Source organism: Oceanicaulis sp. UBA2681 (genome assembly GCF_002354675.1).
Lineage (GTDB): Bacteria > Pseudomonadota > Alphaproteobacteria > Caulobacterales > Maricaulaceae > Oceanicaulis > Oceanicaulis alexandrii.
The window spans coordinates 454,418-477,676 of sequence record NZ_DEMB01000003.1 but is presented as its reverse complement, the minus strand read 5'-3'; the positions used below and the strand labels follow the sequence as shown (position 1 = coordinate 477,676).

The 23,259-nt window shown below is 63.7% G+C and carries 24 protein-coding genes; 9 read left to right on the top strand and 15 right to left on the bottom strand.

The window, feature by feature from the left end; genetic code table 11:
• Positions 1-443: 443 nt before the first annotated feature.
• Together B3M53_RS03110 and B3M53_RS03105 are read right to left on the bottom strand one after the other, a co-directional pair.
• A complete protein-coding gene (locus tag B3M53_RS03110; RefSeq protein ID WP_022701892.1) occupies positions 444-875 on the bottom strand; it encodes a CBS domain-containing protein in 432 nt (143 codons plus the stop codon).
• A gap of 83 nt (positions 876-958) precedes the next feature.
• Positions 959-1,672: a rhomboid family intramembrane serine protease gene (locus B3M53_RS03105; RefSeq protein ID WP_273019656.1), complete on the bottom strand. Its 714-nt coding sequence runs from the start codon at positions 1,670-1,672 to the stop codon at positions 959-961.
• Between the two features lie 84 nt (positions 1,673-1,756).
• Here B3M53_RS03105 and hfaA point away from each other — a divergent pair, with 84 nt between their 5' ends.
• Genes hfaA through hfaD form a run of 3 tightly spaced genes read left to right on the top strand, consistent with a single transcriptional unit; the run spans position 1,757 to position 4,356 of the window.
• Positions 1,757-2,224: a holdfast anchoring protein HfaA gene (gene hfaA / locus B3M53_RS03100; protein WP_273019654.1), complete on the top strand. Its 468-nt coding sequence runs from the start codon at positions 1,757-1,759 to the stop codon at positions 2,222-2,224.
• Positions 2,214-3,203, top strand: coding sequence for a holdfast anchoring protein HfaB (gene hfaB / locus B3M53_RS03095; protein ID WP_022701889.1), 990 nt, complete (start codon positions 2,214-2,216; stop codon positions 3,201-3,203). Before hfaA ends, hfaB begins: the two co-directional genes overlap by 11 nt.
• Positions 3,118-4,356: a holdfast anchor protein HfaD gene (hfaD, locus tag B3M53_RS03090; RefSeq protein WP_273019652.1), complete on the top strand. Its 1,239-nt coding sequence runs from the start codon at positions 3,118-3,120 to the stop codon at positions 4,354-4,356. Before hfaB ends, hfaD begins: the two co-directional genes overlap by 86 nt.
• A 145-nt stretch (positions 4,357-4,501) precedes the next feature.
• On the opposite strand, the gene B3M53_RS03085 is transcribed toward hfaD, so the two are convergent.
• A complete protein-coding gene (locus B3M53_RS03085) occupies positions 4,502-5,404 on the bottom strand; it encodes a hypothetical protein (RefSeq protein WP_273019650.1) in 903 nt (300 codons plus the stop codon).
• A gap of 173 nt (positions 5,405-5,577) precedes the next feature.
• Between B3M53_RS03085 and B3M53_RS03080 the strand changes: the two genes are divergently transcribed.
• From B3M53_RS03080 to B3M53_RS03065, 4 genes are all read left to right on the top strand, one after another.
• Positions 5,578-6,162, top strand: coding sequence for a PAS domain-containing protein (locus tag B3M53_RS03080; protein ID WP_022701886.1), 585 nt, complete (start codon positions 5,578-5,580; stop codon positions 6,160-6,162).
• Positions 6,163-6,217: 55 nt separating this feature from the next.
• Positions 6,218-6,832, top strand: a complete 615-nt coding sequence (locus tag B3M53_RS03075) for a PilZ domain-containing protein (protein ID WP_022701885.1) — start codon at positions 6,218-6,220, stop codon at positions 6,830-6,832.
• A 138-nt stretch (positions 6,833-6,970) separates the two neighbouring features.
• Positions 6,971-7,495: a DUF4339 domain-containing protein gene (locus B3M53_RS03070; protein WP_022701884.1), complete on the top strand. Its 525-nt coding sequence runs from the start codon at positions 6,971-6,973 to the stop codon at positions 7,493-7,495.
• A gap of 156 nt (positions 7,496-7,651) precedes the next feature.
• The gene (locus tag B3M53_RS03065) at positions 7,652-8,983 is read left to right on the top strand and encodes an OmpP1/FadL family transporter (protein WP_273019648.1); all 1,332 of its coding nucleotides are present in this window, start codon (positions 7,652-7,654) and stop codon (positions 8,981-8,983) included.
• Between the two features lie 63 nt (positions 8,984-9,046).
• Here the strand turns inward: B3M53_RS03065 and B3M53_RS03060 are convergent, their stop codons facing one another.
• Positions 9,047-9,574, bottom strand: coding sequence for a gamma carbonic anhydrase family protein (locus B3M53_RS03060; RefSeq protein ID WP_022701882.1), 528 nt, complete (start codon positions 9,572-9,574; stop codon positions 9,047-9,049).
• 331 nt (positions 9,575-9,905) lie between these two features.
• On the opposite strand from B3M53_RS03060, the gene B3M53_RS03055 reads away from it, so the two are divergent.
• Positions 9,906-10,661: a PhoH family protein gene (locus B3M53_RS03055; RefSeq protein WP_022701881.1), complete on the top strand. Its 756-nt coding sequence runs from the start codon at positions 9,906-9,908 to the stop codon at positions 10,659-10,661.
• Between the two features lie 57 nt (positions 10,662-10,718).
• Here B3M53_RS03055 and B3M53_RS03050 read toward each other — a convergent pair whose 3' ends face one another.
• From B3M53_RS03050 to B3M53_RS03015, 8 genes are all read right to left on the bottom strand, one after another.
• Positions 10,719-12,272, bottom strand: a complete 1,554-nt coding sequence (locus tag B3M53_RS03050) for an ABC transporter permease/substrate-binding protein (RefSeq protein ID WP_273019646.1) — start codon at positions 12,270-12,272, stop codon at positions 10,719-10,721.
• Positions 12,265-13,047, bottom strand: a complete 783-nt coding sequence (locus B3M53_RS03045; protein WP_273019644.1) for an ATP-binding cassette domain-containing protein — start codon at positions 13,045-13,047, stop codon at positions 12,265-12,267. The genes B3M53_RS03050 and B3M53_RS03045 overlap by 8 nt, the downstream gene beginning before the upstream one ends.
• Positions 13,048-13,078: 31 nt before the next feature.
• Entirely contained in the window at positions 13,079-13,306 is a 228-nt protein-coding gene (locus B3M53_RS03040; RefSeq protein ID WP_022701878.1) for a DUF3126 family protein, read from the bottom strand.
• 82 nt (positions 13,307-13,388) lie between these two features.
• Positions 13,389-14,216, bottom strand: coding sequence for a serine O-acetyltransferase (gene cysE, locus B3M53_RS03035; RefSeq protein WP_273019641.1), 828 nt, complete (start codon positions 14,214-14,216; stop codon positions 13,389-13,391).
• Between the two features lie 44 nt (positions 14,217-14,260).
• Positions 14,261-14,860, bottom strand: a complete 600-nt coding sequence (locus tag B3M53_RS03030) for an NUDIX domain-containing protein (RefSeq protein ID WP_273146137.1) — start codon at positions 14,858-14,860, stop codon at positions 14,261-14,263.
• Positions 14,857-17,961, bottom strand: a complete 3,105-nt coding sequence (locus B3M53_RS03025) for an efflux RND transporter permease subunit (protein WP_273019637.1) — start codon at positions 17,959-17,961, stop codon at positions 14,857-14,859. The genes B3M53_RS03030 and B3M53_RS03025 overlap by 4 nt, the downstream gene beginning before the upstream one ends.
• 4 nt (positions 17,962-17,965) lie before the next feature.
• Entirely contained in the window at positions 17,966-19,102 is a 1,137-nt protein-coding gene (locus B3M53_RS03020; RefSeq protein ID WP_273019635.1) for an efflux RND transporter periplasmic adaptor subunit, read from the bottom strand.
• A gap of 99 nt (positions 19,103-19,201) precedes the next feature.
• Positions 19,202-19,921, bottom strand: coding sequence for a TetR/AcrR family transcriptional regulator (locus tag B3M53_RS03015; protein ID WP_022701873.1), 720 nt, complete (start codon positions 19,919-19,921; stop codon positions 19,202-19,204).
• 140 nt (positions 19,922-20,061) lie between these two features.
• Here B3M53_RS03015 and B3M53_RS03010 point away from each other — a divergent pair, with 140 nt between their 5' ends.
• Positions 20,062-20,688, top strand: coding sequence for a nitroreductase family protein (locus tag B3M53_RS03010; RefSeq protein ID WP_022701872.1), 627 nt, complete (start codon positions 20,062-20,064; stop codon positions 20,686-20,688).
• Between the two features lie 3 nt (positions 20,689-20,691).
• On the opposite strand, the gene rpiA is transcribed toward B3M53_RS03010, so the two are convergent.
• The 3 genes from rpiA to B3M53_RS02995 form a co-directional block, all read right to left on the bottom strand.
• Positions 20,692-21,399 (bottom strand): ribose-5-phosphate isomerase RpiA, encoded by a 708-nt coding sequence (rpiA, locus tag B3M53_RS03005; protein ID WP_022701871.1) that lies wholly within the window; start codon positions 21,397-21,399, stop codon positions 20,692-20,694.
• Positions 21,396-22,871: an NAD-dependent succinate-semialdehyde dehydrogenase gene (locus tag B3M53_RS03000; protein WP_273019631.1), complete on the bottom strand. Its 1,476-nt coding sequence runs from the start codon at positions 22,869-22,871 to the stop codon at positions 21,396-21,398. The genes rpiA and B3M53_RS03000 overlap by 4 nt, the downstream gene beginning before the upstream one ends.
• A 2-nt stretch (positions 22,872-22,873) precedes the next feature.
• Positions 22,874-23,259, bottom strand: a 386-nt coding sequence (locus tag B3M53_RS02995; RefSeq protein WP_286799619.1) for a DapH/DapD/GlmU-related protein, incomplete at its 5' end; no start/stop codon positions are given.

The window sequence follows — 23,259 nt, the reverse complement described above, 5'->3', positions numbered from 1 at the left end:
CCTCATGTGCAGCGCCGAAACGCTAAACCCGAGGGCCAACCAAGGAGCGCGGTTTCTATAAGGAACCCGCAGCTTGGTCAACTCCAAATCTCAGAAGTTCTGCAGTCGGTTAGGCCAGCTGAAAACGACACGAAAGCATCGGTTCCAGCGAAGCGGCTTCGCCGGTTTTTGAACTCCTTCCTTTCGGAGAGGCTCAGCAGTATGGGCCAGTTCGCTGCGGCCGGCAAGATCAATCTTCAGAAGATTTTCACTGGCCGGCTGCGAGGTCGTGTGCCCGCCGCCGAGGTCGTGGGGTGTATCCCCGCCCCTCGACGGGCGCAACCCTTGTGAGCGGTTTTTGTGCATCTTTGTGCAGACGCGGCGACACTCCGCCTTCAGATCAAGAGCCGCCCAGACCGCCTGATGATGCGCCACGGCCAAAACCCACAAGACGGCGCGCCTGATCAGGCCCCTTCTATATAGGCCTTCAGGCTTTCCGCCTCCGCTTCGGTCTGGGCGATCTTGCGTTTGACCACATCACCGATCGAGACCACGCCCTGCATGTCAGAGCCTTGCATGATGATGATATGGCGCACCCGCTTCTCCGTCATCAGGGACAAAAGCGTATCAACCGTATCTGACGGGCCGGCCGTAATCAGACCTGTGCTCATCACGGAGCTGACAGGTTCAATGAGCGCAGATGCGCCTGACTGGGCGACGGCCCGGGCGAGATCGCGTTCGGAAAACACGCCGACCGGCTCCTGGTCCGCTCCCGTCACGATCACGGCGCCCACCTTGTATTGGGTGAGCGCGGCAGCGGCCTCTTGCAAGCTCTGCGTCGGGCGGACGGTGAAGACCGTCGCCCCCTTGTCGTCCAGAATACGCGCAGCGGTCATGGCGACCTCCCTGACTTCTTGTCATGAGAGTATAATCGTAAGACGGCTCGCCCTTCAAACGCTCTGCTTGAGCGACGCCTCTTTCAGACGTCGGGCCGGACACGCAAATAACGCACGAACACCGGATAGGCGGCCATCCCGACCAGAAGCCCGCCCACATGCCCGGCCCAGGCGAGCGGCACGGGGAATACCAGGCCTGCGAGGGCGATCGCCAGGTTGATCAAGAACCAGGGCACGGCGAGCCGGAGCATGCCGGCGCGCCCGCCCCTCATCCAGCCGGCCGCCGCCAGCAACCCAGAGATCGCGGTTGAAGAGCCCGCCATCATGGAAGGCGCGTTCATATGCGTCAGCTGATGCAGCACAGCGCCGCCAACCGCGCAGGCGAAAAAGAAAGCCAGAAAGCCCATATCGCCGCGCAATCCAGGACCGAACGGCGCCCGTGACACTGCGCCGAACGCTGCGAGCGCGCCCAGATTGATCAGGAGATGCGCCCAGCCGAAATGCACAAAGACGTGCAGTACATAAGGGCTGAGGCCGAAACCGGGCGCCGGGGGAAAGGCCTCTGCGGTCGCGCCGGTGCGCAAGGTTCCCGCCCAATAGATGAGGCCATGGGCGAGCCCGCCCTGCCCCGCCGCCATCGAATCAGCGATCTGAACGCCCAGCATCACCGCGCCCAGCACCAGAACGACGCCGGGAAACGAATTGAACAAAGGTTCGCGCGATTGCGGTTCCGGCCGGGGCGGTGGGGCAATACCGGACGGGTCGTCTTCGGAGTGCGGCGGCGGCATGGCGCTCATGGCGAATTTCCCTGGCAGGCGATCAGTCTGGCACGGCCATTGCAGCCTGAAACGCAAACCGTCTTCAAAGAGGACACTTAAGGCATGACCCGTCAGCTTAAAGTCTGGCTCTGCGCTTCCGGCGCCGCGATTTTTGCAGCCTCCGCCGCCCTGGCGCAGTCCACCGCTCCCAATCCGTCCGAATGGACGCGGCCCTATGGTCAGGCCTATGGCGCGGAAAACCAAGCCTATGTCGGCGCCCGCCGCGGCGGCAACCGGGTCGTGCTGAACGGCGTCATCCAGACCGGCGTCGGCGTCTCGGCCCAGGCCAGCGCCCTCGCCCAGAGCTCGGCCGGCGTCGGACTGAATACGCAAAACCAGTCAGGCCTGTTCGCCTCCGCTGGCGCCAGCGCCGTCGGCAACCAGCTCAATGTGGTGGTGTACGGCAATTACAACACGGTGGTGGTGAACAACCGCCAGACCAATACCGGCGACATTACCGCCAATGCGGGCGCCGTAGCCGCGACCGCAAATTCTCAGTCCACCCAAGGAGCGTCCGCCAATGATCGTTAAGCGCCTCCTCGCCGCTGCCGTGTCCGCTCTGACGCTGACAGCCTGCGCCACCTCGACGCCGGGGTCTGACGGGCTGTACGCCACGCCGACCGGCAGCGCGCCGGTGACCCCGAACCCGACGCCGTATTCCGATGCGCTTGTGTGCCTGTCCGGCTATGCGCGCCAGCATGGCCAGGCCGCGCCGCGCGTCGCCGTGGGGCGGATCGCGGACTATACCGGCCAGATGAACCCTGAAGGCGGCACCCGCGTCACCCAGGGCGCGTCCCTGATGGCGATCAGCGCCTTTGCGAAAGCGGGCGCACGGCTTGTGGAGCGTTTTGACACGTCGGTCGCCGAGCTCGAGCTGCGCTACGCCAACAACCAACTGATCGGCGACGCCGCCGAGCAGGACGGCTATCGCCAGATCTACGCCGGCTCGATTCCCGGCTCTGACTATTATCTTGTGGGCGGGATCACCGAGCTGAACGCCAATATCCGCTCGAACGGGCAGGATATTCTGGCGGGCGACAGCGTTGATTCCAGCCCGTCAGGCGTCTTCTCGCGCCGCATGTATGTGATGAATGTGGGTCTCGACCTGCGCCTCATCGATTCGCGCACGTTGGAAGTGGTGGACGTCGTCTCCTACCAGAAGCAGATCATCGGCCGCGAATTGTCCGCCGGCGTCTTCGCCTTCTTTGGCGATGTCGTGTTGGACGCGTCCGCCGGCGGCCGGTCGCTGGAGCCGATCCAGCTGGCCGTACGCTCGGTCGTCGAGCGCGCCGTACTGGAGATTTCCTCCCAGCTTTACCAGGTCGCGCCAGAGCAGGTCTGCTCCTTCAACGACCCGATCGGCCCGTCCAACATTACCGGCGGCGTTCAGTTGAACACCGCTTACGCCCCCACGGAGGCTCCTTATGTCCAGGCTCGCACGAGTGTTAATCGCGGGCACCAGCGCCGCGACTCTGATATCCGCAGCCAGCTTCGCGGAACCTATCAATAAGGTCGAGCTCGACCAGGACCAGACGGGCCCTGTCTCAAGTGAAGACAATCAGAGTGCGGACGGCGTGCGGGACATGATCTCCACGGCTGTCGCGCAGGGCAATTCCGGCACGGGCGCGCTCTCTGGCGACAGCGAAATCTCGGGCGTGCAAAATTTCGACGGCTCGGTCAGCGCCAGCTCGCTTCTGAGCGCGAACGGGGTGTGGGCCAGCGTCATCAGCACCGCCACCGCTCAGGGCAACGCCCTGACGGCGGGTGTCGAGGATGGCGCCCTGGCGATGGATCTTGAGCAGACCGCCCAAGCCGGACAGGTCAGCGCGCTGTCACGCCTGCGCATATCTGACTATGCCGCTCACACCGTGCAAACCGCTTCGAGCGCCGTCAATGCGATCCAGACGAGCGCGGAAGGCGGTCAGACCTTGTCGATTCGCCAGGCGAGCGCGGCGGACTCAAGCGCTGACGCGCGCGTGGAAGCCGCAGGCGCCGAGATCGAAACCAGCGTCGTCGGCGCAGTCGCAGCAGGCAACAGCCTGCTCTCCACCGCCGAGGACGAGGATTCGGTGCTGACGCTGGATCAGTCCCAATCGGGGTCAACGACCTCAACCGCTTATGCCGAGATCGGCAATGCCGACTATGGCGTCACGGCGGCGTCGCAAGCTGCGGGCAACACCGCCACCTTCCAGAACGATTATGGCGACAGCCAGGTGGGCGGCGTCCAGTCCAATTCCGGCGATGTGCGCTCTGAAACCGTCATTCTGGCGGGCGAATTCGCCAATGGCTACGCCACGGGCTCGGCGAACGCCGTGGGCAATTCGGTCCTGACCTCCACCATCGGCGCGAACACCTATTCCGGCGTTCAGCAAACCAATTCCGGCGATGTGATCGCCAACGTGTCCATGCTGGGCGGTTATGATGGCGGCTCGGGCGCAGGCCTGGGCTCTGTTCTGAACGCCACCGCCATCGGCAACGCGCAATCGGCCTATGTCTGCGCCAGCTGCCCGGTGGGCGTGACGGGCGAGATCAACCAGATCAATTCCGGCGCCGTCACCGCCAGCGCCGTCACGGTGCACAACGGCAAGGTGCGCACGGTCACAAGCTCGGCGACCGCCGTGGGCAACGCCGCGACCTTCGCGACGCAGACTCGCGGCAACTAAGCCACACAGAATACCCACCCAACTGACTGGCCGCCTCATCTCTGAGGCGGCTTTTTCTTGTTCAGTGTCAGGGCGCCCGGCTTCGACGCACAAAAAACCCCGAAGGCGGAACCTTCGGGGTTTGTCAGTCACAAAGACCGGAGACTTAGTGGTATCCGCCCACGCCGCCATCGAGCATCAGGGTCATCGAGCTGCGCTCATACCGTTCGCTGCGGCGTTCGACAGTCTCGGTATAATGTTCTTCATAGCGATACCAGATCAGCTTCACGCCCGGGCCGTGCAGGCGCAGAAGCGAGCGCTCATTACAGTTGCGGCGATGTTCCTGCGGCGCGCAGAACAGCTCGCCGCCGCGGCCATAGCGCAGCGCTTCGCCTTTCTGACACTGGATGGAGACGCCGTCGAAACGGTCCTCGCCATCTTCGCGCCATCCCAAAGTCGCCTGAAGCGCGGTGCCCGCGACGCAGCGGAAGATCTCGCCGTCAAAGTCAGGCGTCACGCGCTCATCAGGGTCCGGACGCGAAGCAGGATGCGGATTGCCGCTATCGTCCATGCAATAGGCGCGGACCAGCCGCCATTCCTCGACCCAGCGCGAGCGCTCTTCTTCATAGCTCTCGTATTCGCTTTCACCGGCCAGGCGCAGGCCTGAAACCATGCTCGCGGCCGGGGCCGTGCCGCGGCCGAAATATCCGCCGCCGCCATAATAGATCGTGGCGCCCGAACCTGATGACGCCGTGGCGGTCGCTCCAGCGCTGGCTGTCGCGCTGACATTGACGTTGACGGAGTTGTTCACCGTGACGCCGCCCACATTGACGGTCGTACCGCCCACATGAACGCTAGGCGCGCCGATATTGATGCTGGGCGTGCCGATCACAGGCCCGCCCGGATGGGTGCAACACGGAGGCGGCGGAGGCGGCGGGGCGCAACACGGGTCCCCGGCGCCAGAGCCGGTCAGGGTCACAGCCTGCGCCGGCGCGGTCATCGCCGCGGACGCCAGAAAGCCCGCCGCCAGGGCGGCCAGTGCAGAAGCGTATCGTGTTGAAACGCGCATGGCGGTCTCCGTTCTCATTCCCCGATCCACTTGCAAGACAGAGGCCGAACACGGGCGCCGCATTTCTCAACACGGAAAAACCGCCTGAGACAGAGGTTTGGCAAGCCCCTTGCAATCTGTGCCGTCAAGTTCGGCGCCGCGCCTTTTCAAGGTTCGGAAGAGGGACGCCAGACATGACGAAGGAAGAGGGACGGCGCGTGAAGCACCCCAACACAAAAACTTTGCTGGCCTATTGGGACGCTCGACGGCGTGGCGAGTCCGCGCCGCAACGCGCTGATATCGCCCCTGAGGATCTGGGTTCGTTACTGGCGAACCTGTTCCTGTTGCGCCGAATGGATCAGGGCCACCATGTGTTCCGGCTTGCAGGGACCGGGCTGTGCCGCATGCACCAGCGCGAATTCCGCGATCAGAACTTTCTCTCGCTTTGGCAGGGCCATGACCGGGCGCATGTCTCGGCGCTCCTGGAAGGCGCGCTGTCTACGCCCGCTCCAGCCAGCCTGGTGACTGAAGCTGTGAGCCTGGACAGCGAGCAGACGCAGGTGGAAATCGCGTTATTACCGCTAAAGGGGCCGGAAGGCTGGTTGGACCGGGTGCTGGGTCTGTACCAACCTCTGACGCCGAGACCGGCCAATAGCCGCCCTATCGTCAGACACCGGCTGCAGGCTTTGCATCCAGCGCAATGCCCGGATCCGCATTTCTCCGCCTTCACCGCGCCCAGCTTTGAAGCGGTGGGCCTGCGTGTGGCGAACGACAGCTAAACTAGCGAAATATTAAGTCTGCGCGCCCTAGTCTGACGTGTGAGTCGAGGGTGAGATGACGCGACCGGTTGATTTGAGCGCCCGGCTGGACCGCCGGAAAATCAAGATTGCCGCGCGCGGCGCTGAAGAGCGCCGCCGTCATCGTCGTGTGCGCCTGTCTGTGAATGGACGAGGCCTGTCGCCCAGCGCGGGCGAATTCACCTGCACGCTTGTGGACATATCCCCCGGCGGCGCCCGCATCTCCAGCAAAACCCCGCCGGCGAAGGGCGAACGCGTCGTCTTGTTGTTTGACGGCCTGGGACGGCTTGAGGGCGAGGTTCTGCGTGCAGGTCGCTCAGGTTTCATCGTCCGGCTGCAAGGCTCCCAGCGCAAACGTGACCGGTTGGCAGACGCCATCACCTGGCGTTTCAATATGCAACGCCTGGGTCTGGATGAAGACCGCACCGCACCCCGCAAACCAGGCCGCGGACGCGCGAAAATCCGGTTGCGTGACGGGGTGGTGATCCAGGCGGACGTCATTGACGTCTCCATCAGCGGCGCCGCCTTCGCCTGCCTCGAACGCCCCCGTCTGGGAGAGGCCGTTCGTGTGGGCGATATGCAGGGTCATGTCGCACGATGGCTGGACAATGGCTTCGCAGTAGCGTTCGATCCTTCTGCCGACCGGAGTTGAGGGCTCCGGGTGGTTTTTCACAGATCACGCATGACAGCGTCATCTTGAGACACCATATACCGAGGGGAACGGCCCGTTTCTTGCCTCTGAGAGGGTGACGCCTCAGGCAATAGGGCCCTTTGGCCGGGAGAATTATTGATGCCGCGCGACGACGGAATCGCCATGTCCTGGTTTGTGAAAGTGGAAGGCCGTGTGTACGGGCCTTACACCGGAGCGCAGATGCGCGCCTTCGTCGGCGAAGGCCGCGTAGCTGCGCATTCCACCGTATCAGAACAACGCGATGGTGAATTTCGCGATGCCCGCGACGTGCCGCAGCTCAAAGCCTGGCTGGATGAAGCCCGGCGCGCGCCGGGCGAACGCCGCCCCGCGCCCAGCGACGCCCGGACCTCCAATTTCGTCATCGTCGCCGACCTCAACTCTGACAGCCGCGGCGGGTTTGAAGCCGCGCTCAAGGATTTCGGGGATGTGGAAGCCATTACGCCCGGTGTCTGGTTGCTGCGCGGCGCTGCAAGCGCGGCACATTTGCGAAATGAGCTGAGCCATTTGCTGGCGCGTGATGACAAACTGCTTGTGGTGGACGCCTCGCGCGACCGCAGCGCCTGGTTCAATCTGGGCCGCACGGCGGATCAACGCATCCGCGACCTGTGGGGTCGCCGCGACTGATCCAAGGACTGCTGCGATTGCTGCACAGTATCGCCGGTGACATCACATCGCTGTCACAGGTCTGTTTTTATGCGTTGCCATGAATGCTGCGGATGCACATCTGTGCCCCAAAGGCTCTGAAGAGCCTGCACAGAAAAGCCATCCAAAGGATTGTTCATGCTCCGCACTCCCCCCCTCCTCGCCCATCTGGGGCTGGCCGCGGGCCTGGCTCTGACCACCGCCACCCCGGCTCTCGCAGGCGGCTTCAAGCTGTCGGAGTATTCGGTCCGGGATCTCGGCATGGCGGACGCCGGCTATGCGGCGCTGGCTGACGATCCCTCAACGATCTGGTCCAACCCCGCAGGCCTGGCGCGTCTGGACGGCTTGCAGGTTCAGGTCGGCGCGCACGCCATTATCGGCCAGGGCGACTTCACCAACGCGGGATCCGTGGATGTGCTGGGGCGCCCTCTGGGCGGCACCGAAGAAAACGATCTGTTCAACGACGCCGTCATCCCCAATTTCTATCTCTCCCGCCGCCTCAATGATCGGGTCGTGCTGGGTCTGGGCGTCACCGCACCCTTCGGTCTGGCGACAGAATACAATCAGGATTCCGTCACCCGCTTTCAAAGCGTGAAAAGCGCGCTGAAAGTCGCCGAGATCAACCCCTCCCTCGGCGTTCAGGTCACAGACCGTTTGTCGCTGGGATTTGGCGTATCCGCGCAATACTCGGAAGCCACGCTCGCCAACCACATCGATTTCTCCGCCGTCTGCCTGAGCCAGCTCAGCGCGGCGCAATGCACCGCGACTGGCTTTTTGCCGGGACGTCCCGAAGGCTATTTGCGGGTCACCGGCGATGACTGGGCGTTCGGCTGGAATGTGGGCGCGCTCTATGACCTGACCGAGACCACGCGCATCGGCGTCTCTTACCGCTCCAAAGTGGATCACACTCTGGAAGGCGAGGCCGATTTCGGCGCGCCGGCGAACGCCGCCCTCTTCCAGCCCGCCTTTACCGACACGCCTGGCTCGGCTGAACTCAACCTGCCGGCGGAGCTGGCGGTCAGCGTGGCGCACCAGGTCAATGACCAGCTCTCGCTGAACGCGTCCGTGGCCTACACCTTCTGGGATTTCGAGCGCCTGGTGGTCGAATTTGACAACCCCGCCCAACCGGCAGCAGGCGAGACCCTGGGCTATGACGGCGTGGCGCGCTACGCCATTGGCGGCGAGTATCGCTATAATACGCGTCTGACCTTGCGCGCGGGCCTGGCCTATGACGAAAGCCCGACCGAAGACGAACACCGCACGACGCGCGTGCCCGATTCAGATCGAACCATCGTCGCGCTCGGCGCTTCGTATCAGTTGACGGAAGCCCTGCAGCTCGACGCCGGCTATCAGCACCTGATGTTTGATGACGCGCCGATCAATCATGTGGGTTCCACCGGTGACCGCGTGATCGGCGAGTACGACAATGTCGCCGATATTGTCGGCCTGTCCCTGACCTGGCGCCGCTAGGTTCAAGCCCATCCCTACAATGACGGCGCCGCAGGAGCTCCTGCGGCGCCGTTGTGATTCAGTCTATCCGACCGGTTTCAGCCCCTTGGCGTAGCGCGCGGCGTTATCGGCGTAATGATCGGCGCTGGCCTTGAGCATCTCGGCCACCCCCTCACCAATCTCTTTCACCACCTTGCCCGGCGCGCCCATCACGACCGATCCGTCCGGGATCTCCTTGCCTTCGGTGATCAGGGCGTGTGCGCCAATGATGCAGTTCTTGCCAATCTTGGCGCCGTTGAGAATCGTCGCGCCGATGCCGATCAGCGAGTAATCGCCCACGGTACAGCCATGCAGCATGGCCTTGTGGCCTACGGTGACGCCTTTTCCCAAAGTCAGGGGAAAGCCCATATCGGTGTGCATGACCGAACCGTCCTGCACATTGGACTCTTCGCCGATGGTGATCAGCTCATTGTCGCCGCGCAGCACGGCGCCGAACCAGACTGACGCACGGGGCAAGAGTTTTACACGGCCGATCAACGCCGCATCGGGGGCGACCCAGGCGCCGTCATCACTGATCTCCGGGCTCACATCGTCCAGGCTGTACAGGGTCATTTGGGGCCTCCCCAGGTGTTGCGCCGCAATATATTGCGGTCTGAAAACATATTTATGTCGGCCATGAGACCTATGGACTCATACTTCGTTAGGCGTCCAACATCAGACTGTGCATGCGATTCGAGATCAAGGTTTCGATTCGCTTCGCACGCGCCGCAAGGCGCCGGATGTGTGAAGGAGGTCGCCATGGCGTACGCGCCACCGCAAGCTCAGATGACCCCGCCGCCGTGCGCGTCGGAATCGTCTGTGTCCTCAGCCTCCATCTCCACCGCTTTGATGACCCCTCCGCTGCCGCGTGAGGGGTTTTTTCTTGTCTTCTGGAGGGCCTGACATGGGCAGACGAGCCACCAAACGCCGCCAAGCCGGACAATTCAATGCTGACTCCTACGAGGAAGAGAAAGTTCGCTCGCTCTTTCCTGGAACCAGCTGGTCCCCGGACGACAAGGAGCCGATGCGCGACCAGAGCTATACCAAGAACGTCAAGCCGCGCTCTAAGAATCAGGCCGAGCTCATGGAATCCATTGATTCCCACAATCTGGTGATGGCTCTGGGCCCGGCGGGGACGGGCAAGACCTATCTCGCCGTCGCCAAGGGCGTGGAAGCGCTGGAAAACGGCGAAGTGGGCCGCATCGTCCTGTCGCGTCCTGCCGTGGAGGCAGGCGAATCGATCGGCTTCCTGCCCGGCGCCATGGAAGAGAAACTCGCCCCCTATCTGCGTCCGCTCTATGACGCGCTGGCGGACCGGCTGAGCCCCAAACGCCTGAAAGCGCTGATGGCGGAAGGCCTGATCGAGATCGCCCCGATCGGCTATATGCGCGGCCGCACCCTCAACAACGCCTTCGTGGTGGTCGATGAGGCGCAGAACTGCACCTACGCGCAGCTCAAAATGCTGCTGACGCGCCTTGGGTGGAATTCCACCATGGTGGTCACCGGCGACCCGGCGCAAACCGACCTGTTGCCCGAGATGTCAGGGCTTGCAACCATCGCCGACAAGCTCGAAGAGGTTGATCATATCGGGATCATCCGGCTCCAGCAGGAAGACATCGTCCGTCACCCGCTGGTCGCCAGCATGCTGACCGTTCTGTAAGGCCAAACCCGGGAACAAATGAACGGCCTCGCGCTCCGGCGCGGGGCCGTTTCGCGTTCAGGGCTCAACAGCGTCCAGGATCAGCTGAGCGGCCTCGCTCACAGGTCGACGCTCGACTTCCACAACGGCGTTGGCCTGCCGCATCAAATCCGCATCGATTGCGCCCAGGAGCGGCGCCAGTGCGCGGGCGATCGCGGGACGCTGCGCCGCTTCGGCTGACAGCAGGATCACAGCGTCATAAGGCGGCAGCGCGCCAAGCGGGTCCTCAAGCACGACCAGGTCATACGCCAGCACACGTCCGTCAGACGTATAGGCGGTGATCACGTCAACCGCCCCGTTCTGAACCGCGTCATACATGAAGGTGGAATCCATGCTGCGTTGCTCGACGCCCTCCAGACCGTAAAGGCTACGCGTGCGCTCCCATTCAGGGCGTACGAAAAACTCAGGGTCGGCCCCGATCGACAGCGATGACAAGCGGGCCAAATCTGAAATCGTTTCAAGTTCATTCGCGTCCGCAAACGTGCGGGTGACGGCGAATCCATAGGCGTTCTCAAATCCCAGCCGCCCCAGCGAGACGATTCCCGCATTGTCATACAGCCAGCTCGTCACTGCTGCGTTCATCAGATGCCGGCCTATGGGCGCATCCTCGCCCATGGCGTTGGCCCAGAGCGTGCCGGTATAGTCCACATAGACGTCGATCTCGCCCGAGCGCAGCGCGTCAAACACCACCGTGGATCCCAGATTGTCACGGCGTTCCGTCTGGGCGCCCGCCGCGCGGAGCCGGGATTCGATGACTTCGGCGAGGATGTATTGCTCGGTGAAGCTTTTCGCGCCCACCACGACGGGCTGGTCGCTGAGCCCGCTTTCAGCGCGCGCCATCTCTGCGCCCGCTCCGTCATTGGGAGTGCTGTTGATGACGCTGGCGGCGCCGAGGACCAAAGCCGGAACGAGAACCGTGGCGAGCGCCGCCCCGATCGCGCCGCGACGCTCACCCGATTTCAGCGCACGTTCGATGGCCGCGATCAGCTGGTCCAGCAGCAAGGCCAGTCCGGCCGAGCACAGACAGCCAAAGATAACCGCCGCCCAGGTGCGAGTCTGCAGGCCGGAGAAGATGTAATTGCCCAGGCTGGTCGCCCCTACCGGCGTCGCCAGGGTCGCCGCGCCCACAACCCAGACCGTCGCGGTGCGGATTCCCGCAATAATGGCCGGCGCCGCAAGCGGCAGCTCGACCTGCATCAGGCTTTGCGCCGTCGACATCCCGACGCCCCGCGCCGCTTCGCGGACCGTGACGTCCACGCCCTGAAGCCCGACAATGGTGTTTCGCAAAATCGGCAGCACGCCATACAGCGTCAGCGCGATGAAAGCAGGCAAAAACCCGATCATCCCGCCCAGCAACGGCACCATCAGCGCCAGCAAGGCGAGCGCGGGAATGGTTTGAAGCACGCTCGCCACGCCCAGCGCCGGACGGCCGATGACGGGCTTGCGCGCCGCGACGATTCCCACCGGCAAGGACACGATAAGCGCCGTCAGGATCGCGGCGACGGACAGGCGCATATGACCGCCCAGATAGGCAGGCAGGTTTTCAATCAGGCTGGGCAGAGCGTCAAACATCGTCGCGCTCCGCCTCGGCCTTCAGGGCCTGTACGGCGTCCGCTTCATGAAGCGGGCTTTCCAGCATGGTCCTGACAATGGCGTGGCCAGGCGCGTTCAGCAGCGTCCGGGGCCTGCCGGACTGGACGATCTCACCGTCATGCATGACCGCGATCCTGTCCGCCATCAACAGCGCTTCGGCCATGTCATGGGTCACCATGACCGCTGCGAACCCCATCCGCTGCTGCAAGGCGATGAAGTCACGGCGCAAGGCGTCGCGCGTAATGGGGTCCAGAGCGCCAAAGGGTTCGTCCATCAAGACGAGGTTTGAGCCCGCCGCCAGCGCGCGCGCGACGCCGACTCGCTGGCGTTGACCGCCTGAGAGCGTTCCGGGACGCCGATCGCGAAACTGCGCCGGGTCTAGCCGAACCAGCTCCAGCACATCATCCACTCTGTGTGAGATGTGTTCAGGCGCCCAGTCGAGCAGTTTGAGCGTGACGGCGACATTGTCGCCCACGCTCATATGGGGAAACAGGCCGTCGCCTTGCATCACCCAGCCGATCCGGCGCCGCAGCGCCACAGGATCAAGCCCGGCCGCCTCTTCGTCTTCAACGAAGACCCGACCGGCGCTCGGCTCCAGCAGGCGGTTGATGCATTTAAGCGTTGTGGTCTTGCCGCAGCCGGACTCGCCGACCAGGGCCACCAGCTCTCCCGCATCCACGTCGAAGCTGACATCGCGGACGGCTTTCACGCCGCCGCGATAGGTTTTTTCAAGCTGGTCGACGCTCAGGATCACGGGAGGTGATATCGCCAGTCAGAGCGACTGATCAGATACCTTCAAGGTCGATGTCGAGGATGACGATCTCGAAGGAGTAAGAGGTTTCGCCCTCTTCGACATTCTTGGACACGACGCCGAGCAATTCGGATTCGATGTAGATTTCCGCGCATTCGTCCGCGCGCTGGCGCAGGCGGACCGCCAGTTTCGGGTTCAGCTTGCTGCGCAGAAAGGTTTCGACTTTTTTCGCTTCAGCAGCGGTAAAAACGGGCGCGGACACGGCACTACCTCTTGTTCATTGATCGATGAGTCTGGCGCACCCTAGCGTTCTCCCCGCTCAGGGCAACACAAAGGGCGCAGGACTAGCTGTCGTCGCCGTTGGCGGGGAAGGTCTGGTCCATGGTGCGCGACGGCTCTGCGCATCGCCCGCCCACGGGCTTGGCGGGGACGCCCGCCACGGTGCAGCGCGACGGCACGTCCGATAAGACGACCGAGCCGGCTGCAATCCGCGCTTCCGCGCCGACGGCGATATTGCCGAGCACCTTGGCGCCGGCGCCGATCAGGACGCCATTGCCGATCTTGGGGTGACGGTCGCCGCTATCCGCGCCCGTACCGCCCAGGGTCACTTCGTGCAGGATCGAGACGTTATCGCCCACCACCGCCGTCTCGCCGATCACCACGGAGGTGGCGTGATCGATCATGATGCCCCGGCCGAGCTGTGCGGCGGGATGCACGTCGACGCCAAAGCGTTCCGACATCCGGCTTTGCATATGAAACGCCAGCGTATCCCGCCCTTCCCGCCAGAGACGGTGCGCGATGCGGTAGCAGAGCAGCGAATGGAACCCCTTGAAGTACAAGAAAGGCTGCAGCAGCGACCGGCAAGCCGGATCGCGCTCATCCACCGCCAGCATGTCGGCGGCGGCCTGCTCGACCAGATCATGCTCGGCTTCCAGCGCCGCCTTGGCCACATCATGGACCTGCAGGGCGTCGAGCTGGGAGTCGCTCATCTTGGCCGCAACCCGGTGCGCCAACGCTTCGGTCAGCCCGTCATGGCGCAGGATCGCCGCGTTCAGGAAACTCGCCAGCATCGGCTCTTCCGCCGCAGCAGAGGCGGCTTCCAGGCGCAGCCGGTTCCAGACAGAGCCCGCCAGGGGCGTCTCCGCGAAAGTCTGGGTTTGCGCGATGGTCATGGGCGGCTCCTGTGAGGGTCGCGAGTCAGGGCGTCTCAGGCTTTCTAAAGCCCAGACAGGATGGACCGGGAAAGGGCGGGGTCAAGTGCGCCAAGACGGGCCTTTTCAAACGCAGTCATCAGCATGATCAGAGTAAACCCGTCCCGAATAGCGCCAGAAGTGGCCATGGACAGCGCCTCGCGCAAGGGCAGACGCCGCATCTGCATGTCCGCCTCGCTGCCCTCACGGTCCGGCGCTCCCGCTTCAAGCCCCCAGGCGATAAAGCTATGGGCGCGCTCATTGGTGATCGAATTTGACACATCAAACTCAATCAGCTCGCACCAGTGAGACGCGCTCAGGCCTGTCTCTTCCGCCAGCTCCCGTTTTGCGGCGCCGAGCGGATCGGCGCCCACTGCGCCCCCGCCCTCGGGCAATTCCCACGAATAGGCGTCCAGCGCGAAACGATACTGCCCCACCAACACGGTATCGCCATTCTCAAACACGGGCAGCACGCCGATGGCGGCGTTGCTCGGCTCCACAACGCCATAAAGCCCCGGCGCTCCGTCAGGACGCAGCACGTCAAACTCTCGCACCCGCATCCAGGGATTCTCATAGCCCAGACGTTCTTTGAGGATCGTCCAGGGGCCGCGCTTGCGCTCCGTCATGACACAGGCTCCAGCGTATTGACGGCGGTGAGGTCTGGCCGGGCTTCAAATCTCGACAGCAGCACAAACGCCGCCGGCGCGAAGATCAGGGCCAGCAGCGCAGACCCCGCGACGCCGCCCGCGACGGCCGCCGCAAACGGCAGCCAGAAGGCGTCGCCCTGGATCAGCAAGGGCGCGAACCCGCCGATCGTGGTCAGCGTCGTGGCGATGATATGCCGGGTGGCGTCGACCACGGTCTCGCGAACGGCGTCCGGGTCGCCCTGACGCGCCTTGGCGTTGGCCTTCAGCGCCGAGAGCACCACGATGGAGCCGTTGATCGCCAGCCCCACCAACCCCAAAGACCCGACAATGGCGTTAAAGCCCAGCGGCGTGCCGAACATCCACACGCCGAACATGGCGAGCCCTACAGACAGGAAACCGACGCAGAAGATCACGCCCGCATAGCGGAAGGAGTTGAACGCCAGCACCACTGCAGCGACCATCAGGATCAGCAAGGGAATGGCGGTGGACATCAGATTGGCCATCGCCTCGCCCTGGTTTTCCGCTTCGCCGCCCAGAACAAGTCTGTAGCCCGGCGGCAAAGGCCGGCCATGCGCCTCATAACGCTCCTGGAAGTCCGCGAGCGTGGACGCAGGGAGGACATAGGGGGACAGATACCCGTAAATCTCATTCACACGCTCTCCATCCGTGCGCGTGATCACAGACGTCTCAGGCTCAAGAGACACCTCGCCGAGCGCGCCCACAGGTGTCGCACGGCCGGACCCGTCTGCGGTCGGCACAGGAACAGCGGAGATGAAAGACGCGGAGGCGCGCCGGTCTTGCGGGGCGACGACCCGAACGGGCAATTCTTCAACGCCCTCCAGCACCGATCCCCCAACCACGCCGTCAATATCGGCCCGGACCCGGTCCGCCAGATCGCCCAGCCGAACGCCGAACAGACTGGCGGCCGCTTCATCGACATTCAGGCGCACGATGGGCTCGCCCAGCGCCAGCTCCGCCTGGGTGTAGGTCACGCCCGGCGTCGAGCCCAGAATGCGCCGTATGTCATCGCCCAGCTGATCGAGCACCGCCAGATCCGGGCCAATGACGCCGATGACGATGGGCGCCGGCGCGGGCGGTCCCTGCTCAAACGGCAAGGCGAGGAATTGGTCATTGGGAAACTGCTCGCGGACCTGAGCCTGAAGCGCCTGCACCACGCGGCGCGAGGTCTGGGCGTCAGTCGCCCGCACAAAGCCCTGGGCGAAGTTCGGCCGCCCCTCCTCGGATCCGAACATGTTGTAGTAAACGCGCGGGCTGGCTTCACCGAGCACCCAGACCACATCTTCCACCCCGTCATAAGACAGGATGAGATCGGTCGCTTCCATCACCCGGTCTCGGGTGAGGTCGATCGAACTGGCGGGCGGCAGCACCAGCCGCACCTGGAACATGTCACGCTCGGTCGGCGGAAAGAACTGCCCCGGCAAAGTGCTGGCGGCGGCGAACCCGGCGATGGGAAAGACGAGCCCCAGAGCCACGCCGAGCCAGGGCTGCGCGATCACCGCGTCCAGAACGCCTCGATAGGCTTTGGACAACGGGCGGGCGCGCAGGCCATCGCGCCAGAACGGAGCGTTCTCCTCTCCGGCGCGGCCATCATCGAACCAGGCGGCCATGGCCAGAATGACCGTGAAGGCCAGAACGAAGCTCGCGGCCACGGCGAAAATAACCGAAATGCCGATCATGGAGATGAACTCGCCCGCCGTCCCCGGCATCAGGGCGATGGGGCCGAACGCGAAAATCGTCGTCAGCGTCGACGCCAGCAGCGGTCCGAACAGAGTCTTGACCGCCTTGTCCACGGCGTCCAGTCGCTCCAGCCCGCGGGCTCGGAGCAGGCGATAATCATCCACCACCACAATGGCGTTATAGATCAACAACCCCAACGCAACGACCAGCCCCGTCACCGACATCTGGTGCAAGGGCTCGCCGTAGAAATTGATCAGCACCATCACCAGCAGCACGGTGAGCGGCAGGGCGGACCCGACGATGAAGGCGCTGCGCCAGCCCATCATGAAGAACAACACGACGAACACGATCAGCGCCGAAAAGCCGAGATTGCGCGCCAGCCCGGACAGCCGGTCCACAACGTATTCGGACTGGGCCATCAGGATTTCGACCTCGACGCCGGGATTGGCGGCGGCGAACTCGGCCACAACCGCCTGTGCGCGCGCATCCCAGGCGTCGACCTGGAGCTCGGGCTCCAGATAGCCAGCGACGAGGATGGTCCGCCGCCCGTTGAAATAGCTTTCACTGGCGTTGGGAGTGCGCAGGGTGCGCTCCACGCTGGCGATGTCGGACAGGCGCAAAAAGCCCTGCTCGCCTTGCGCCACAGGAACGTCCCGCACCCTGTCGAGCGTTTCGAAGGCGCCGGCGACATCCACATTCACGTCCAGCGCCGGCCCCGCCATACGGCCTGCCGGCGCCTTGGAATCCGATCGCGCGAGCACCCCGGCGATGTCAGCCGCCGTGACCCCCAGCGCCGCCGCGGCTTCAGGGTCCAGCGTCACGCGCACTTCTTCCTCGGGGGCGCCGAAGATATCGGTTTCATCGGTGCCCGGCACGCTGCGGATACGATCCGCCAAGTCTTCCGCCAATCGGGACAAGACACCGAGACCGGCGTCAGAGTCCTCGGGCCAGCTCAGCGACACCACCAGCGTCGCGGCGCCCATATACTGGCGCTCCACCCGAAGGGGCAGGACGCCGTCAGGCAGGCTGGCTTCTACGGCGGAGACCTGGTCACGCACTTTCGTCCAGGCTTGCTCCACCATGGCGGGGCTGAGGTCTTCGCGCACATCCACGCCGATCAGGGCGATATTTGAGCGGATCGTGGAATCCACTTCATCCAGTTCCACGAGCTCCATCAGCGCCGCTTCTATCGGCTCGACGATCAGGGCCTCCATGCGCTCGGCGTCGGCGCCGGGAAAGCTTGCGACCACGACCCCGAAGCGTTCAGTGAGGGATGGGTCTTCCTGGCGCCCCATCACGCCCAGCGCGGCGAGACCAGCTGCGAGAGTGAGGAAAATCGCCAGCAAGGTCAGCCGCGGCAACCGGAAGAACAAGGTGGCCATCTGATCAGCCCTCGCTTACAGGCCGAACAGGCTGTCCGGGCGCCACCCGGTGCACGCCGGTGGTCAGGATGCGCTGGCCATCATCAACCGCGCCGCGCAAATAGACCCGGTCCCCTTCTGAATGAAGGATCTCAACCGGCCGAGGCTCAAGGATATAGTGCTCTCCCGACGGCGTCAGCGCATAGACGGACCACATGCCGCGACGGCCTTCCGTCAAGGCGCCGGCGGACGCCCAGAACCCACGGTCTTCAAGCGCATGGTCCAGCAGCAGGCGCGCGACGCTCCCGCTCGACACCGTAGCGCTGGCAGGAACGTCAAAGACGGCGCTGACCGTGCGCTCTCGCGTCTCGATCACCTGAGTGATGGCGCGCAGGGTTGCGGACAGGCGCTCACCTGAATTGAGTTCAACTTCATAGGCCTCGCCCACGCGTAGTCGGGACGCATCGGCAGACGGCAAACCGACGCGCAGTTCCAGCGCGGCGCTCTCAACGAGCGTCAGGACAGGGGCGCCTGCGCCAACCGAAGCGCCTTCATCAAAGCTGCGGTCGGTAATGACGCCCGCGAATGGCGCAGTCAGAGTCGCCAGTTCGATCTGGACATCCAAAGTCTCGTGAACCGCCTGGGCCGACTGGATGCGCGCCAGAGCCGCGTCATAAGAGGCTTGCGCTTCGTCCAGGGATTGGCCGGACACATGCCCGCGCTCAACCAGGCTTTGCTGGCGGTTCAGCGTCACTTCAGCCAAATCAGATTGCGCCTGAGCGACACGGATGTCCGCGCGGGCCGCCTGCAGCTGCGCTTGCAAGGCGCGCGTATCCAGCCGCGCCAGGGGCTGCCCCCTCTCGACGCGATCCCCGACATCCACAAGAATCTCGGCGATCTGCCCGCCTGAAGGAAATCCGAGCGCGCTTTGGCGCCGCGCTGTGATCAAGCCGGGAAAAAGCGCCCTGATCCGGGTCTGGTCTTCGTATCGAACAGGCGTGGCGGGGACGGGTATGATTTCAATCTGCCGGGCATCGCCGTCAGCATTAGCGCCTGACCCGCGCAACGCGCTGACGGCGATCACGGCGACAATGACGAACACCGCAATGGCGGCGACTGTCAGCGCGAAACCCTTCCCAGACCCAGATTTCACGCGCGTCATGACGGATATTCCTGTACTATGCGAGATAGCATATAGGACGGCAAACGTCGTTTGAAAAGCAAACAGCGTTCACTTATCCGAACTTTATCAATTTTCCAGCTAGAAGCGCTCCCCAGCGTCCAGGCGATCCACAAGACGGGTCGTGCCCAGGCCGCGCAGGATGACTTCACCGTGGAACCGGATCAAACGGTCCAGCTCGGCGCGCACATACTCATCCGTCAGCTCGTCAGGCGCACGCTCTTCATCGCTGAACACCGGCAATGAGCAGGGAAACTGCGGGATCGCCACCGCCAGCTGGGTCAGACCATGGGCTGAAGCCCAGACGGATTTCGCAGCGAGCTTCAAATCCACCGAACGGAACCAGCCCTGCTCCATGCCTTGCTTGATCATCTGATCGAGAAACTCCGCAGCGGCATAGGCGTAAGTTTCTTCGGGATTGTCGTCGATATCAGGGAAGGACGAGAAGGCCAGCTTGTAGTGACCGGGCTGTTCCAGCCCTGTCTCGACATAGGCGCGAATACAGGCGGTCCCCAGCATCGGGCCGTCATCGACCGCTTCGCTCACCGCTTTCATCCGGTCATGCAGACGCTCGAAAAAGCTTTCACGGATCTCGCGGAACAGGGCTTCCTTGGAATCGAAATACTTGTAGAGCGCCGCCGGCGAGTAATCGATGCGCTCTGCGATGCGGCGCATGGACAGCCCCGCCTCTCCCTCTTCGGTAAAGATCGTTTCGGCGGCATGGATGATCGCATCGCGCACTTTGCGGCGGCGGCGTTCCGCCGGGCTGAGCGCGTCTTCGGTAACGGCGTTGATTGTCAAATCCCCAACTTTCATCGTTCGCCCGACCGGTCCAAGCCTGCATCGGGCAGGCGCCGACTTGATCCGGACGTGCTAGGCTACAACGTATAGCGGCGTTTCACGTATACGGTCAAAATTCACTTACGATCCGAAGGCAGATCATGGCGTCTTTTCCCTCACCCGACTTCCCCAATCCCGGCGACAGTCTGACCGCTCCCGCTCCGAATGCGGAGATGCTGACCCGCCTGGCGCGACGACGCTCGACCCTGGCCAAGGATATGGGCGAACCCGGCCCCAGCGCCGATCAGATCGAAACCCTGATCCGAATCGGCGCGCGCACGCCTGATCACGGCAAGCTCTTCCCCTGGCGTTTCATCGTGTTTGAAGGCGAATCGCGAACCGTGTTCGGTCAAAAGCTCGAGGCGCGCTTTCGCGAAATCGAGCCCGATGCGCCAGCCGAACGACTGGAGCTGGAACGCACGCGCTTCGAACGCGCCCCGCTGGTCATCGCCGTGGTGTCAGACACGGACGAAACTCACAAAATTCCCGAATGGGAACAGATTCTGTCTGCAGGCGCTGTGTGTCAAAACCTGCTGATCGCGGCGGGCGCCATGGGCTTTGGCGCGCAATGGCTGACCGAATGGTACGCGTACGACAAACCCATGAAAGCCGCGCTCGGCCTGCTGCCGGGCGAACGCGTGGCGGGCTTCATCTATGTGGGAACACCCCGGATCGACGCCGCCGAACGCCCCCGCAAAGCCCCGCGCATGAGCCGCTGGGAAGGCTGACCCCTAAAGCTCCAGCACCCGGGCGCCCTCTTCCTCGCCGACGATGACGGCGCGGGCGAGATTGATGAACAGGCCGTGCTCGACCACGCCGGGGATGGCGTTCAGGCGCGCCGCGACCTGTTCGGGATCCGCCAGCGCCTTGCAGGCGCAATCGAGAATGTAATGGCCGCCATCGGTGACGAACGGGTCATTGCCATCGCCCCGGCAGCGCAGCTTCACGTCCGGGCGCACCACGCCCGCCGCCGTCAGCGCGTCATAGACTTTCTTGGCGGTGATGGTGAAGCCGAACGGATCCACCTCCACCGGCAGGGCGAACGCGCCCAGCGTCTCCACCAGCTTTGTCTCGTCCACCACGACCACCATCAGGTCAGAAGCATGGGCGATGATCTTTTCACGCAGCAGGCAACCGCCGCCGCCTTTGATCAGCCGGAAGCGGCCGTCCACCTCGTCTGCGCCGTCCACCGTGATGTCGATCCTGTCGGCCTGGTCCACCTCAATCAGCGGCACTCCGGCCTCGCGAGCGACCCGCGCCGTGTTCTCGGACGTGGGAACGCCTTTGACATTGTTGAGCGAGCCGCTTTCCAGCGCCGCGCCCAGCAGCCGCACGAAGATGTCTGCGGTCGAGCCCGAACCCAGGCCCAGCGTCATGCCGTCTTCAATGAATTCAAGCGCCGCTTCGGCAGCCCGGGTTTTGTCTTCGACCGCGCTCATTGATCCACTCCTGACAGCAGCACGAATTTCAGCTCGGTGAATTCTTCAACGCCCCATTTGCCGCCCTCACGGCCGATGCCGGATTCCTTGACGCCGCCGAACGGTGTGGCGGGCGAGCCCACCATAGGCGCGTTGACGCCGATCATGCCGAAATCAAGCGCTTCGGAGATACGGTGCACCCGGCCCACATCGCGGGTGTAGAGATAAGCCGCAAGGCCGTAGGGCGTCGAGTTGGCCAGCTCGATCATCTCGTCCTCGGTCTCCACGCGATACACTGCGCAGACCGGGCCGAAGATTTCAAAACACGCCAGCTCCAGCTCGAAATCCGTGCCGCCCTCGATCAGGGTCGGCGCATAGAAGGACCCGCCCAGCTCATCCGCCAGCGATTTGCCGCCTGTATGGATGACGGCGCCACGCTCGCGCGCGTTCTCGACCAGCTTGTCCACGCGGGCCACCGCCTCGTCATGGATCAGCGGGCCGACAGTGACGCCTTCGGTTAGCCCGTCGCCCACCTTGATGGCCGAAATGCGCTCTTTCAGCGCCGCGATCAATTTATCCGCGATAGGGGCGTGAGCGATGATCCGGTTCGCCGACACGCAGGTCTGGCCAGACGCGCGGAATTTCGACGCGATGACGCCGTCAGCCGCTTTTTCGATGTCCGCATCATCCATGATCAGGAAAGGCGCGTTGCCGCCCAGCTCCAGCGCCACACGCTTCACGGTGCTCGAAGCCTGCTTCATCAGCAGCTTGCCCACCGGCGTAGAGCCGGTGAAGCCCACCATGCGCACCTTGTCGGACTGGGTGAAGACATCGCCGATGGCCGGGGCGTCGCCGGTAATGACGTTGAAAACGCCGTCCGGAAAACCTGCGCGCTTGGCGAGCTCCGCCAACGCCAGGGCGGACAGCGGCGTTTCCGGCGCGGGTTTCACCACCACGGTGCAGCCGGCCGCCAGCGCCGGAGCGCATTTGCGGGTGATCATGGCCGAGGGGAAGTTCCACGGCGTGATACAGGCGACGACGCCTATCGGCTGATGGATCGTCCAGCCACGCGAGCCCGGGAACGGGGTCTGGATGGTTTCGCCATGGGACCGCTTGGCCTCTTCAGCCGACCAATCCACAAAGCCTGCGCCATACACCACTTCGCCGCGCGCTTCAGGGAAGGGTTTTCCCATTTCCGCCGTGATCAGATGCCCCAGATCGTCGGCGTGCTCGAGGATCAGGTCATGCCATTTCTTCACCAGCGCCGCCCGCTCAAACACCGAAGTGGTCTTCCAGGTCTTGAAGGCTTCAGCGGCGGCGTCGATCGCGTCTTCCGCACCCTTGGCGCCCACATCGCTCATCTGCGCCAGCACCGACCGGTTTGACGGGCTGGTCACCTCGATCCAGGGCTTCCCCTCGACCCAGGCGCCGTTGATGAAGGACTGGGTCTTGAGCAGAGCCTTGTCCTTGAGGCGGTCTAGAAGCTCGGTCATGGCTATCCCTTCTTGATCTTGTCTTTTTTAGCGGACATGGCGCGTCTGAAACGCGCCGCCCAGCCCTCTTTGTTCATCTGCTTGGCGCGCGACACCGCAAGCGCATCATCGGGCACGCTATCGGTGATCACGCTGCCCGATCCGGTCATCGCGCCCTCGCCAATACTGACCGGCGCCACCAGAGACGAATTGGAGCCAATAAAGGCGCCCGCCCCGATCACCGTCTGGTGCTTGAGAAACCCGTCATAATTACACGTGATCGTGCCCGCGCCGATATTGGCCTTCGCGCCCACGCTCGCATCTCCGATATAGGAAAGGTGGTTCGCTTTTGCGCCCTCTCCCAGCACCGCTTTTTTCACTTCGACGAAATTGCCGACCTTGGCGCCGG